General features: G+C 67.6%; 12 protein-coding genes. 2 read left to right on the top strand and 10 right to left on the bottom strand.

The features are described 5' to 3' along the window. Positions 1-17: 17 nt before the first annotated feature. Genes EXE57_RS05945 through EXE57_RS05930 form a run of 4 tightly spaced genes read right to left on the bottom strand, consistent with a single transcriptional unit; the run spans position 18 to position 3,389 of the window. Positions 18-1,466, bottom strand: a complete 1,449-nt coding sequence (locus EXE57_RS05945; RefSeq protein ID WP_135075003.1) for an SCO6880 family protein — start codon at positions 1,464-1,466, stop codon at positions 18-20. A gap of 6 nt (positions 1,467-1,472) precedes the next feature. Continuing rightward, entirely contained in the window at positions 1,473-2,750 is a 1,278-nt protein-coding gene (locus EXE57_RS05940) for a TrbL/VirB6 family protein (protein WP_135075000.1), read from the bottom strand. A 10-nt stretch (positions 2,751-2,760) separates the two neighbouring features. Beyond that, positions 2,761-3,066: a DUF6112 family protein gene (locus EXE57_RS05935; protein ID WP_135074997.1), complete on the bottom strand. Its 306-nt coding sequence runs from the start codon at positions 3,064-3,066 to the stop codon at positions 2,761-2,763. 32 nt (positions 3,067-3,098) lie between these two features. After that, positions 3,099-3,389 (bottom strand): DUF6112 family protein, encoded by a 291-nt coding sequence (locus EXE57_RS05930; RefSeq protein ID WP_244247009.1) that lies wholly within the window; start codon positions 3,387-3,389, stop codon positions 3,099-3,101. Positions 3,390-3,515: 126 nt separating this feature from the next. Here EXE57_RS05930 and EXE57_RS05925 point away from each other — a divergent pair, with 126 nt between their 5' ends. Beyond that, positions 3,516-5,912 carry an AAA family ATPase gene (locus tag EXE57_RS05925; RefSeq protein WP_167305832.1) on the top strand — a complete coding sequence of 799 codons (2,397 nt, stop codon included), beginning with the start codon at positions 3,516-3,518 and terminating at the stop codon, positions 5,910-5,912. A 15-nt stretch (positions 5,913-5,927) separates the two neighbouring features. Here the strand turns inward: EXE57_RS05925 and EXE57_RS05920 are convergent, their stop codons facing one another. The 6 genes from EXE57_RS05920 to EXE57_RS05895 all read right to left on the bottom strand — a co-directional run bounded on the left by EXE57_RS05920 (position 5,928) and on the right by EXE57_RS05895 (position 10,827). Then, complete coding sequence (locus EXE57_RS05920; protein WP_135074991.1) at positions 5,928-7,046, bottom strand: C40 family peptidase; 1,119 nt, start codon at positions 7,044-7,046, stop codon at positions 5,928-5,930. Positions 7,047-7,053: 7 nt separating this feature from the next. Beyond that, positions 7,054-7,719: a hypothetical protein gene (locus EXE57_RS05915; RefSeq protein WP_135074988.1), complete on the bottom strand. Its 666-nt coding sequence runs from the start codon at positions 7,717-7,719 to the stop codon at positions 7,054-7,056. 85 nt (positions 7,720-7,804) lie between these two features. Beyond that, positions 7,805-8,743 (bottom strand): ParB N-terminal domain-containing protein, encoded by a 939-nt coding sequence (locus tag EXE57_RS05910; protein WP_135074985.1) that lies wholly within the window; start codon positions 8,741-8,743, stop codon positions 7,805-7,807. Beyond that, positions 8,736-9,584 carry a serine/arginine repetitive matrix protein 2 gene (locus EXE57_RS05905; RefSeq protein WP_135074982.1) on the bottom strand — a complete coding sequence of 283 codons (849 nt, stop codon included), beginning with the start codon at positions 9,582-9,584 and terminating at the stop codon, positions 8,736-8,738. Before EXE57_RS05905 ends, EXE57_RS05910 begins: the two co-directional genes overlap by 8 nt. Continuing rightward, positions 9,581-9,925 carry a hypothetical protein gene (locus tag EXE57_RS05900; protein WP_135074978.1) on the bottom strand — a complete coding sequence of 115 codons (345 nt, stop codon included), beginning with the start codon at positions 9,923-9,925 and terminating at the stop codon, positions 9,581-9,583. Before EXE57_RS05900 ends, EXE57_RS05905 begins: the two co-directional genes overlap by 4 nt. Further along, the gene (locus EXE57_RS05895) at positions 9,922-10,827 is read right to left on the bottom strand and encodes a bifunctional DNA primase/polymerase (RefSeq protein WP_135074975.1); all 906 of its coding nucleotides are present in this window, start codon (positions 10,825-10,827) and stop codon (positions 9,922-9,924) included. Before EXE57_RS05895 ends, EXE57_RS05900 begins: the two co-directional genes overlap by 4 nt. Positions 10,828-11,015: 188 nt before the next feature. On the opposite strand from EXE57_RS05895, the gene EXE57_RS05890 reads away from it, so the two are divergent. Then, a complete protein-coding gene (locus EXE57_RS05890) occupies positions 11,016-11,870 on the top strand; it encodes a class I SAM-dependent methyltransferase (RefSeq protein ID WP_135074972.1) in 855 nt (284 codons plus the stop codon). Positions 11,871-11,937: the final 67 nt, after the last annotated feature.

Here is an 11,937-nt window from a genome sequence, read left to right as displayed (position 1 = left end):
GAAGGAGCGCTCGCGCGTCAAAGAGCGCGGCACAGGGGGAGCGATGCGACGGCGAAAGCCTGGGCCTGTTGGCCCCAGAGCCGCCGCGTCTCGCACGACGCCTGGATTGCGGCTTGCTCGATCGCAGCAACCGCCCGCTCGAGCTCATCAGGATCCGATGCGCTGACGGCGACGAACCCACTCGTCCTCAGCACCCCGTGGCCGGCGGTGAGGTCCGCCTCCTGCTGGAGCACGTCCTGGTACTCCGCAGTCTGCTGGGCATCCTCGATCTGGCCGATCTTCTGACGCTGGGCCGCGTCGGAGATGTACTCGGTCTTCATCTTGCGGATGTCGCGGGCAGCGCGGTCGGTGCGCATCGGCGTGTAGAGGAGTGTGAAGGTCCGCCGGATCCCCGAGGACAGCAGCAAGGGCGCGAGGAAGTCGGGGTACACGAGCGACCGCGGCCACTCGCTGATCCAGAGCACGCAGTGGTGCGCGGAGTCGCTGCGCAACGAGTCCCAAGATTCGGTGACCGCGACGGGGCCTGCGGTGGCGAGGTCCCGGCCGATGTCGCCCTGGCGCTCAAGTGCGCCCGCAACGGCAGGGTCGTACGCGGACCGCAAGATCAGCGCAAGGTCGCCCGCCGTCAGCCACTCGCCGGGGGAGAGGTCGGCAGACCGAAGAGCGGCCAGCATGGTCGCCATCTCCTGCCGGAGTACGGCCGCCGCCCCTCGCATGCCTCCGCCGGCAGCCCGGATCGCTCGCCCGGCAACCTTCATGTCCAACGAGATGGAAACGGTCGAGGCATGGCGCTCACCCGCGGGCCCAGCGCGGTCGACCAGCTCGCCGTACGTCGTCGACGCCCACGAGCCTGAGCGGTTGCCGTGCTGCTCCCACCACTCCGCCAGACCCTTGCCGGAGTCAGGGAGCGTCCGCTCCATCACCTGGACGGAGGCGATTCGCCCGGAGCGGCATGCCGTCGCGAGGACCCGGCCCCACGAGACGACACGGCGTTCCTGCTCAGCTGGGTCGAGGAGCACGAACGCGGGATGGGAGACACCGACGATCGCGGTCAGGGTCGCCGCGTGCGGGTCGTGAACCATCACGGCCGCGGTCTCGGGATCGACCCACTGATGCAGCCGAGCCGCGTCACCGGGCAGCGCCAGCGTTCCCGCGGGACGCGGCTTCACGACGCGACGGCGATACAGCAACTGCCCGCCCGCTGATCGCCACAGCCAGCGCGCGCCGATCGGCGCCCACTCGATGAGCTTGCGCCCGCCGACACCGACGAACGCAAGCGCGACGAAGAACAGGATGATCGGGAAGGTCATCACCACGGCGCCGACGTACAGACCGATGATCAACGTGCCCGACGCGAGGCTGGCCATCACGAGTTGGGGGCCGGAGAGACCGAGCAGAACGCCGCGTCGGGTCAGCCGCGAGAACTTGATCGGGGTCAGCGCCGGTTCGCGGGTCGTCGTGGCCACGGCCGCTCACTTCTTCCCTGCGGTGTCGACCAGCGTCGAGTCCGCGACTGGGGGTGGGACGGTCGAAGGACTGGCGGACTCATGTGCCTGTGCCTGGCCGGTCGCCTGGGCGGCGACGAAGTTGCCGAGCTGAGGACCGGCCGCGGCCGCCTCCTTCGCGACCACGACTCCGCCGGCAACTGCACCGCCCGCCGCCGCAGCACCTCCGGGGGCGCCACCTGCTGCGGCGCCTCCGCCGCCGGTTCCACCTGATGGTCCTGTGGCCGCAGGCGAGGCGCCGGACGTCGTACCGCCGCCACCGCCCGCGCTGCTGTCGCCCAAGACCTTCGCCGGCTCGCTGCCGGTGCGGCGCGAGAGCAGGATCGGCATCGGCCGGTTGAGTGATGCCTTGGCCTCCTGCTCGGCCGACATCGCGTGGTACATGTCAAAGCCCATGAAGGCGATAGCCTTGTAGGTCAGGTACGGCGCGAACCCGGCCATCAGCATCAGTACGACGCCCGCCATTGGCTGGCTGACGGACTCCAGATCGGCATCGACCGGCGCCGAGACCTGGGCGGTGGCGAGCAGGAAGATCACCATGAGGACGACCTTCGACAGGATCATCGCGATCACGAACGTCGCCCACCGGCTCAGCCACGTCCTGGTGTGGTCCCAGCTGGCGCCGGCGAGGGCGATCGGTGCGAAGACGATCGCGATGAGAAGGAGTGCCTTGCGGATCAGGAGGCTGATCCAGACCACCATCGCGCCGATGATGGCGAGGCTGGCGAGGAAGATCGTCAGGATCGCTCCGGCGCCGGGGGCGCTGAGGTTGATGGCGCCGAGTCCTGCGGCGAGTACGGCGACCTTGTCACCCATCTCGTTCATGTTGGTGCCGGCGGCGTTGACGATGCCGATGCAGAGCTGGTCGGTGACCTCGAGCGCGGTCGCGAGGAGGGCGAGCGCAACGAAGGATCCGAGGATCGACTTGGCTAGTCCCAGCGCGGCTCTGGACAGGGCCGCTGGTTCGCGGCGGATCATGCCGCCGATGACCTGGAGCATGAAGAAGCCGAGCATCACGAAGACGCCGACGCCGAACATGATGTTGTAGACCTTCGTGTACTCGCCGCTGGTCACGTCGACGTACGTCGTGGTGTCGATGACCTTCCAGACGGAGGTGAACATCCACTCGGCCGCGCCACCCATGCCCTGAGCAAGCCAATCGAACGGTGCCGTGACGACAGCCCCGGCCGCGTCGCCGGCGGCGTTGCAGACCTCGTGGATAACGGGTACGTCGCAGAGGCCCATGATCGATCCCTCAGACCTGCTGGCCGACGTTCCAGAAGAAGTTCACGAGAGTCACCGACGCGCCGCAGACGATGGCGGCACCGAGGGCTACGAGTGCGCCGAGCTTGCCCCGGCCCGCGAGGTGCGGGTTCGACGAGTTGGCACCCAGCGCCCACACGATCGCCGAGATGATCAACGCGAGGACGGCGAGGACCAGCCCGACCGTCATCGAGGCGCCGACGATCTTCTTGAGCTGGCCGATCCCTGGCAGGCCGTTCGAGTTCGGGTCGATCGAGATGTCGAGGGGGAGCAGGAGTGCTGCTGTGAGTAGGTCCATCGGAGGCTCCTGACGTCGGACGGGCGGACGCCTTAGAGGTGCGGGCCGATGTCCAGCAGCCAGTTGGCCCACGTGAGCGCGGCCCCCGTGAGCACTGCTCCGCCGATGGCGACGAAGCAGCCGAGCTTCGCCTTCTGGGCGGTGTGCCAGCTGCCCGAGCTGGAAGCGATCGCCCAGGTCGTTGCCGAGATGACCAGCATCAGCACAGCGACGATCAGTCCGTATGTCAGGAGGGCGCCGACGATCGCACGGAGTTCGCCAGAGCCACCGACGGCGCCGAAGTTGGGATTGACATCATCGGCCAGAGCCAGACTTTGGATCACACAAGGTAGGTGGCCGAACTCGTCCGATCAGGTCCCTAGGGCGCGATTGCTGAAATGAACCTGCTGCGGCCGCTGGGGTTGGCTAGCCTTCTTGGGCTAGCGCCCGCTGGAGATGCAGGAGTTGAGATGGCACACCTGCACACCCCGCTGCCATCCGGTGACGGGATGGGCGGTGAGCGGATCCACGCCGAAGCTCATGTCTCGTTTGGTGGCGACGACAGCCATCTTTGGTTCGGAGTGAACTATCTCGCGGGAGTCACGGACCTTGACGCGATCGTGGCTGTGGAGTCACTAGGTGTCTTCGTGATTGAGGTGAAGGGAGTCCCGCTCTCGGAAATCGAGCATTACGGCCAGGGCTCTTGCAAGATCAGGAATCGGCCGGGCACCAAGACTCCTCTCCAGCAGGCGCTCAAGGGACAACAGCGGCTGGTTCAGTTCCTTCGCTCGTCCTCGGGAATGAAGCACATCCCATTCGTGCACGTGACGGCTGCTTTCCCCAGGATTCGCCGCAGCGACTTCGTCTCGAAGTGGGCACATCCGGGAGTGATCGCTCAGGCGAAGAGCATGATCTTCGAGGAGGATCTTCAGTCTGCCGAAGCCCTCCGGGCGGTCCTCGCCTCTGTCATCGACCACCCGCCTATTGGGGGTGGTGAAGACCGACGGTTTCCGCTCACAGCGTCAGCGATTCAGAGCATCGCGTCCGCCATCTCCCCGGATGAGGCAGTTGGGCCCACGAGCAACGACGTAGAGCGCATGCGGGTGGTGGAGCAGTCTCTCAACAAGACCCGCCGCCTATACGTCCAACCCGTCGATGGCACCGGCATCCGAGAGGTGCTGTTCAGCGGACCGCCGGGCACTGGCAAGACCTTCCGGCTCCTGGAGATTGCTCTCGGTCATGCACGAGCGGGGCGGAACGTGGTGCTAGCTTGCCACAACAAGGTCTTAGCCTCGGAGCTTCGTCGCATGCTGCTGGCGGACGTGGTGACTGGTGATCGGTCCGAGAACCTCGACGTGCTTGACGTTCATCAGCTGCTCGAACGATACCCGAATGTCAGTGAGGACCACGAGAACGCGAGCGGGTTCGATGGATGGGTGTTGGCGAAGGTCCGACGACTGATTCGGGACGAGCAGCCCACCGAGCGGTTCAGCACGGTGCTTGTCGACGAAGCCCAAGATGTTGAGGACTGGATGTACGAGCTGCTGCGCTGGTCGAGCGAGCCAGATGCGGAGTGGTTCGTCGCCGAGGGACGAGGCCAAGCCCTGTACCGCGATGACCCGGCCCCGTGGCTGACCGCCTACAAGTCTCGTGTCGAGAGCGCGAAGCGTGCACACCGGATGCAGCGGGTTTACCGGAGCGGGAGGGCGGACCACCTCGTCGCCCGCTGCACGCACGAAGTCTCCCCAAGTCTGGATGGCATCCCGGATTTCGTGGCTCGTCACCCGGTCGTCGAGGACCAACTGACGCTCGACCTGGGTGGCGAGGAGTTTGATCGGTTGGGTGAGCCCCCGGCCTTTGCCAACCTTCCCGCGTTGCCTGACGAGCTGACAGTCGCCGAGTACCGGGACGGAATGGTTCGTGCCTATGCGCGCCTCATTACCGAAGAGCTTGAACTACTCGAACGTCTTGGCTCTCCCGGAGACCTCGCCATCCTGGTGCCGAAGCCCCACGCCCACCAGCAGCGTGGCAACGCCGGTGACTACGTCGGGCAACGTGTCATCCGCGCACTCGAGCTCGTTGGATGCCCGTACATCGATCAGGTCGACAACGAAGCGCGACGTAGCCTCCGTCCCGAAGGTGCCGTACGTCTGGTGACGTACCACTCGTCCCGCGGTGTCGAGGCCTCCCGGGTTCTCATCTTGGGATTCGAGGAACTCGGACGGAGCATGGGCGGGCCTCTCGCCCGACAACGCAACCTCGCCTACGTCACGTTGACCCGTGCGAAGTTTGGTTGCCGCTTGGCTGTGTCGGCCGCGCGGACAGGTCCGCACCTCGACTTCGTTCAGGCGGCGGCCGGGGCTGTCCGGCGCGAGCTGGAGTTGGCTGAATCGCAGGCGACGACGGATCCGGAACCTATCCCGGCTCAGGTCGGCTGGGAGGAGGGGGAGGTCGTCAGGTATGTCGCCGACCGGGGCTTCGGGTTCATCGCATGCACGGACCGTGAAGTGTTCTTCCACCTCGGCAACGTCTTCGGCGTCCTGGACGCGGACGTCACGCCAGGTCTCCGCGTCTGCTTCGCCTCAGGCTCGCAGGACGGAAAGGAGCGTGCGACCTTCGTAGCTTCCGAGCAGCCGGCAGGACTGCAGGAGCCGCCCCTTCAGGATCACTCGGCGGCGCTCGTCGCGGAGCCCATTGGAGATCGAGGCTTCGGCTTCGCGTTGTCGCCAGTCCACGGGCGAGTCCTGATGCACAAGTCCGTGCTTCCCGTCGCAGTTGACGCTCTGACGGTGGGTACGCGCGTCGATATCAAGGTGGAATCTGGGGCAGACGGCAGGATGCGCGCGACAGATGCGGTGTTGCGCTAGAACGATCCGCAGGTGCTAGCCGAGCCGACGGATCGTGATGACCTCGCCCGAAAATTCACCGATCGTCCCGTAGCGGACGACGTCGCCAGTCCGGGGCGCATGGAGGATCCGGTCACCGCCAACGTAGATCGCGACGTGATGCGGGCCGCCCGCACCCGGGTAGCTGAAGAAGATCAGGTCCCCGGGCTTCTTCTTGTCAGAGGGGATGCTCGTGCCGGCGTGGATCTGGTCGCCGGAGTAGTGGGGGAGACGGATGCGTCCGCCCGACGCTTGGTACGCGGCGTACAGGACAAGCCCGGAGCAGTCGAAGCCACCGCTTGTGGGCCCCTCGAAGTTGCCGCCGCCCCAGACGTAGGGCTTGCCGAGCTGGGATGCGGCGGCCTTGATGAAGTCGCCAGCGAACCCTGGGGGAAGATTCATCGGCACGTCGCCCACCGGCTGAGCACACGCGAGGTCGCTCGAGAGCGATACGCCGCTCAGCGTCGCCAGGACCTTCTCCGCGATTGGCTGGTTGACGGCGTACCGGTCGGGATAGGCCGAGACCTGCACGGCCTGGGCCGCGGCGCCGGGGTCCATCGATGCCCATCCGTCGATGTCGAGCAGGCCACGGGGCGAGCCGTGGTTCGGGCCGCTGGGTCCGCCGTAGAAGGCGCGGGATGACCAGACGGGGTCCATCAGGTTCTCGACGCTGCCCCATCCGGCGGCGGGGCGTTGCTGGAAGAGGCCCACGGAGTCGTGGTCGCTGCCGTCACCGTCGTTCGGGATGTTGCCGGAGTTGGGGTAGGCGCCGATGTTCGACAGGACCCGCAGCGACGACTCGATCAGCGCGGTCATGATCGCGATCATCTGGCCACGGGCCGGGACGTTCTCGCTCTGGCCGGTGGCGATGATCGCGGCGGCGCGGGTGAGCTGCTGCTGGTTCAGGGTGACGGTCTCGCCGCTGGTGTTCGTCGCGCTGAGGCTGTCAGGCACCGGGCCGCTGACGCCGAGGCTCTCGGTCGCTTGACCATCCCACATGCAACTGCCCGAACCGGCCGCCGCCGGGCTGATGAGCGTCGCGACGCCCAGGACTGCTGCGCCGGGGGCGAGGAGTACGGCGGCCGCCGCGCCAACCGCGAACAGCTTGAAGCCCACGGCGTCGTCACCTGAGTGGGTTGTCGACCTGCGAGAGCCGCAAGACGTGACAGCGATCGAACGAGGGCTCGCAAGCGACGAAGACGGTGAACGCGACCGGGTGCGAGGACTCAGCACTCTCGCCGTTCCAGACGCCCGTCCGGTGCCGCGTCCCAGCGATGGTGACGGCCGTCGTGCCCGGTCGAAGGTGCCCGTGGGCTTGCTGGACCGCAGCGGTCCAGGACTCGGGGACGTACGCGTCATCAATCTCGAGCGTCTGCCGTACTTCCATTGCCCCGAGGTCGAGCCATTGGTCGACGGTCGGCAGGTAGGTGGCCACGTCGGCGATCAGGCCGGGCGTCTCCTCACCGGAGGGGTCGGCGTCGGCCAGGACGGCGGCGGTGTAGTCGGTGGGCAGGAAGCCGAGGCTGGTGTCCCAGTCGAACAGTGACGACGCGACGGCGCGTGAGTACGCGATCGGATCGCTCGTGTGGGGGAGCGCGCGATCTTTGAGCGTGACCACCGGCGTCGCCTGCTCCGGGATCGCCTCGAACTCTCCGGGCGGTGGAGGCGCCGGGGTGGACTCGGCGGACTGAGGTCCACGCACGAGTCCGTAGACGCCGACGGCGAGGGTCGCGAGGGTGAGAACGCAGCCGAGGATGACGGCGATCTGGCGCCAGGTGAGGTTGCGCATCGAGGCTCCGAGGTCGAGGTGGCGGACACTCGGGAGGTACGCCGATCAGGCCGACGCGGCCGCCGTACGTACTTCGTGGAGCCGGTCACGCAGCTCGATCGTCTCGGCGACGACGCGCTCGAAGCGCGCCCAGTCGTCGTCCTTGAGTGCAGCCGCAAGCTCCGGCGACGTCGTACAGCGCGGTCCACCCCTCGAGCTCGGACCACATCAGCACGAACGACCGCGGACTGTGGTGCTTCGGAGCGCGCTTGGCCTTGCTCCGCAGAGCCCGGAGCCGCTGGGCGTTCTCTTCCTCCTGGACGCGCTTAAGCGCCTCGGCGGCGAGCCGGGCGACCTCGTCCTGCTCCTCATGTGACGGGGAAGGCGGCTGGCTCGCCAGTTCGACGGCGGCCTTCACACGGTTGTACGCCGGAGCGACCGGCGCGTCGTTGTCGATCTGGCGCAGCATGTTGGCGGCGAACTCGCGGACGGACCCGCCGAGGCTGTTGTCCTCGGCGACAGATCTGATCCAGTTGATCCGCTCAAGGCGCTGAGACGCGTTGGTGCCTGTCACGATGTGCGCGGCGATCGAGCGGGACTTCCCGCGCGGTGGTGATGACTCATCACCACCGGTGGCTTTGCCATCACTGCCGGTGCGGCCGAACCACGTCGCTGACTGTCGCCGCTGCGAGTCTTCTTTCTCCAAGACCTTGATCTCGTCGTACAGGCGTGCGGCCTCGACGGGCGAGAGCGGCTTGCGCTGCTCGTTCTCGTCCTGTTGAGCCAGCAGGTGCGAGAGTTGGTCGGAGATGCCCGAGCGGACCCACACGCTCAAGGTGCGCCGGCCGAGCCGACGCAGCGCCTCGAGGCGGCGCCAGCCGCATACGAGGACACCGTCGGGGGTGACGGTCACGGGCTGGAGGAGGCCGACCTCCTCGATCGACCGCATCAGGGCGCTCATATCGCCGAGGTCGCGACGATGGCGTACCCCGACGGTGATCGAGTCGATCTGGCGCTCGAGCTCGATGTGGCCCTTGTCAGACATCGATCCTCCTCGCGACCTTCGGGGCAGAGTCTCGGATCTCCACGACGAGCCCGTCGTCGGCGAGCAGGTCGACGACCTTCCAGTCGCAGACGAGCATGGCAAGCACGCCGACGCCGGCACGTGTGGCGGCCGTGGCCTTGTCGGGGTTGCCGAGCACGACCCGGAGCACGGTCGCCCAGGAGTCGCGGTCCAGGTCGAGTGCGGCTCGGCCGGCCTGGTCGCGCCGGAGGTAGGCGTGGGCGACGTGCCTGTTGCCGGCCCCCATCAGCCGTGTGGCGATGTAGTCGAGGGTGCAGGTCGCGCTGTTGGCAGGCCAGCCCAGGGCGACGAACATGCTGATCACCAGGTTGAGCGCCTCGAACGCCGTGGTCGGGGCGGTCTCGCCGAGTTTTGGCCGCGGCTCGGACGGGGCCGGATCGACGGTTGACGGGCCGCGGCTCTCGGCGAGGAGTTCGAGGAAGCCTGTCTCGTCCTCGCCGAAGCGACGCGCGTCGTGGTGTCGCATGACCTCGCGCCGGCGCGCCTGAGCGGTCGAGCAGAGCAGTCCGGCAGCGCGTTCCTCGGCGATGAGGCTGACCTGGACGGCACGAGTGATGACCGCCCACGGGTCGTCGGCGCATCTGACCGCGCGCGTGCGCATCGCCTCGAAGGCGGCGTACGCCGAGTCCTCCGGCTCGCAGTTGTGGGTGCGCGCGAGCGAGTGGTACTTGCGGATCGTGAACTGCATGAGCCGCTCCGCCTCGGGGTCGTGGCGCCAGGCCCAGTAGCCGACGCTGTCGCGCTCGTGCAGGCGTTGCAGGAGGCTTCGCAGCCCTTCCGGGGTGGCGAACGAGGCGTTCACAATCCCAGTCCTTCCTGGCGCGGGGTGGGCGTCGCCGACCGCTCCGGTGCGGGGTGGCGGAGCGTGCGGGTCGTCGTGGTCGGCGTACGGCGCGCTCGCCGTACGAGCTCGGCCTGGAGATCGATCCCGCGGCCGACCATCGGTCCGAGGTACGAACCCAGCTCGGTGGGGCGGACCCAAGCGACCCGCTTCGGCGTCTGCGCCTGTGACGGCTGGGCCGACTGAAGTGAGGGGTCGCGATGCCGTGCGAGCTCGTCGCTGCCGGACGCGCCGCCCTCCGGGACGGTGGGCTGCTCCGGCGGGCGGTAGCTGTGTCGGCGGTACTCGGTGTGCGTGTTCACAGGTGGATTCCTTCACTCGCTGGGGTAGGGGGGCGGCTCCCGGGGCCGAGCCGAGAGGCGATGCGGAACGCGGAGTTGACCGTGGTCTCGATCTCGCGGTCCGGAAGCCCGGCGTACTGCGCGGCCGGCATGAGCCAACTCAGAGCGTCGGCGTGGCTGAGCCCGTTCTCGGCCATGCGGCACGACGCCCAGAAGAGGGCGTGGTTGCGGCCGCCCTCCGGAGTCAGCGCGACGGTTCGGGCCAGGGCCTCGGGTCGGCACCCGGTTGAGGACATGCCGGCGGGTGGCAGCGGCCGCGCTGGTCGGGGTGGCTCCAGAAACCGGCGGAGCTCGACCGCATCCACGGGCTTCGGTGCATGGGTGGCGACCGCGATGACGTCGTACGAGCGCGTTGCCCCGTCGACCGCGATCCGCGACGGTGGAGCGATGACGTAGCCGCCGTCGCCGCGGAAGTCGACGTGCGCGGTGGGCGCCTGCCAGCTTCGCTGCTCCTGGCCGCGGACGTTCGGGTAGTAGGCGTGGAGACCGCCAGAGGGAGTACGCACGAGCCACGCCCACGCGTCGCCGAAGCCCTCGCTGCGTGCTCGCTCGAAGGCAGCGAAGCCGCTGGCCGAGGAGTGGACGTCGACGTCGACGACTAGCACTCCGGTGGGCCCGCCGGTGGGCAGTCCGATGTTCGCGTCAGGGGTGCGTTGCCACCATGCGCGGACGACGCGGGCGACGGAGGTCGCGTCGTGGAAGCCGTAGGGCGTCAACGGCTGCTTCCCGCCGGGCACGCACGGGAACACCGGGATTCCGAGGTTGGCGTAACGGAGTGCCGCGGCCGCAAGGGTGGGTTCCTGGGCGACTCGCTGCATCGTCGAGACCGACCACGTCGCGATCGGGTTGTTGGGGTCGAACATGCCCCCGACGATGCGCCGTCAGGTATCCACGATTTCGGGATACCTGCCCGAATCCGGGAGCGGGATACCTGCGTTTGCGCAGGTCAGCAGGTATCCCTAAGTTCTTCTGCTTCCCGCGCCGCTCGGTTCTGTCGGTGGCCGAGACGATGATCTGACAGGACCGGACGAACGAACCCAGGACAGACCCGATGACGCAGGACCGCATTGCCCAGGCCGACCTCGAGTGGTGGCTCTCGCGAGCCGCGGAGCTTGAGTGGACCTTTGCCAAGACTTACGCCGAGACGGCGCCGCACCACTACGTGGTCGAGAACCGCACGCCCGGCGTCACGCACGATGACATGGTCCGCGCCGCCCGCGTCATCCACACGTATGGTCAACCGGGCAAGTACTACTCGCTGACGAAGATCTACTTGGTCAGCCCTGACGGCCGGTACCGGTGGTGGACCGAGGACAGGCACTTCACGGACACAACCCTGGTGAACAGGGCAACGACCGAACTGTTCTACGGGATCCAGAACGCGCAGACCACGATCAGTGGCATCGAGACGACCTTCGACGGAATCGCCACGTGGTGGGATGCCACGCACCCGATCGCTGATGGCGAGCCTGATCGCGTGAAGCAGCTCCTTGCCGGCGTCCGAGGCACGTACCCGCCGCACGTGCTCGACATCGGCTGCGGGACCGGGCGCGTGCTGGATCTCGGGATAGTTGCGCCCGAGCGCTACGCCGGAGTCGACTCCAGTCAGGCCATGCTCAACCTGCTTCTCCGCAAGCACCCCAAGGCGGCGGCCATTTATCCCGTCGACATGCGGGAGGCACTCCGCTACGGCAAGTTCACGCCCGGCCAGTTCGACTGGGTCGTCGTCGACTCGTCCGTGGAGCTGAGTGAGGACGAGCGACGACGAGTCGAGCAGATGGCTCGCCTGGCCGTGATCGACGTCGACGGCAACGACTGGTCGGTCTGCGACGTCTCGGAGGAATCCGCGAAGCGGATCCTCGCGCATCACGACGCCCACGACTCGACTGAGCCCCACCGCCGCTGATTACGGCGGCCGCCAGGGGCCGTACCCGGTGACTACGATCCAAGCGAGACGGAAAGACAGGAGCGCA

It is taken from the genome of Nocardioides euryhalodurans, assembly GCF_004564375.1.
Taxonomy (GTDB): Bacteria; Actinomycetota; Actinomycetes; order Propionibacteriales; family Nocardioidaceae; genus Nocardioides; species Nocardioides euryhalodurans.
Note: the sequence above shows the minus strand (reverse complement) of the source record. Positions and strands in the feature narration are given on the sequence as shown.

Bases quoted from the DNA above. Each gene is read 5' to 3' on its own strand.
- EXE57_RS05895 (WP_135074975.1), bottom strand. From the start codon at position 10,827: ATGTTCGACCCCAACAACCCGATCGCGACGTGGTCGGTCTCGACGATG.
- EXE57_RS05915 (WP_135074988.1), bottom strand. From the start codon at position 7,719: ATGCGCAACCTCACCTGGCGCCAGATCGCCGTCATCCTCGGCTGCGTT.
- EXE57_RS05925 (WP_167305832.1), top strand. From the start codon at position 3,516: ATGGCACACCTGCACACCCCGCTGCCATCCGGTGACGGGATGGGCGGT.
- EXE57_RS05935 (WP_135074997.1), bottom strand. From the start codon at position 3,066: ATGGACCTACTCACAGCAGCACTCCTGCTCCCCCTCGACATCTCGATC.
- EXE57_RS05890 (WP_135074972.1), top strand. From the start codon at position 11,016: ATGACGCAGGACCGCATTGCCCAGGCCGACCTCGAGTGGTGGCTCTCG.
- EXE57_RS05910 (WP_135074985.1), bottom strand. From the start codon at position 8,743: ATGTCTGACAAGGGCCACATCGAGCTCGAGCGCCAGATCGACTCGATC.
- EXE57_RS05940 (WP_135075000.1), bottom strand. From the start codon at position 2,750: ATGGGCCTCTGCGACGTACCCGTTATCCACGAGGTCTGCAACGCCGCC.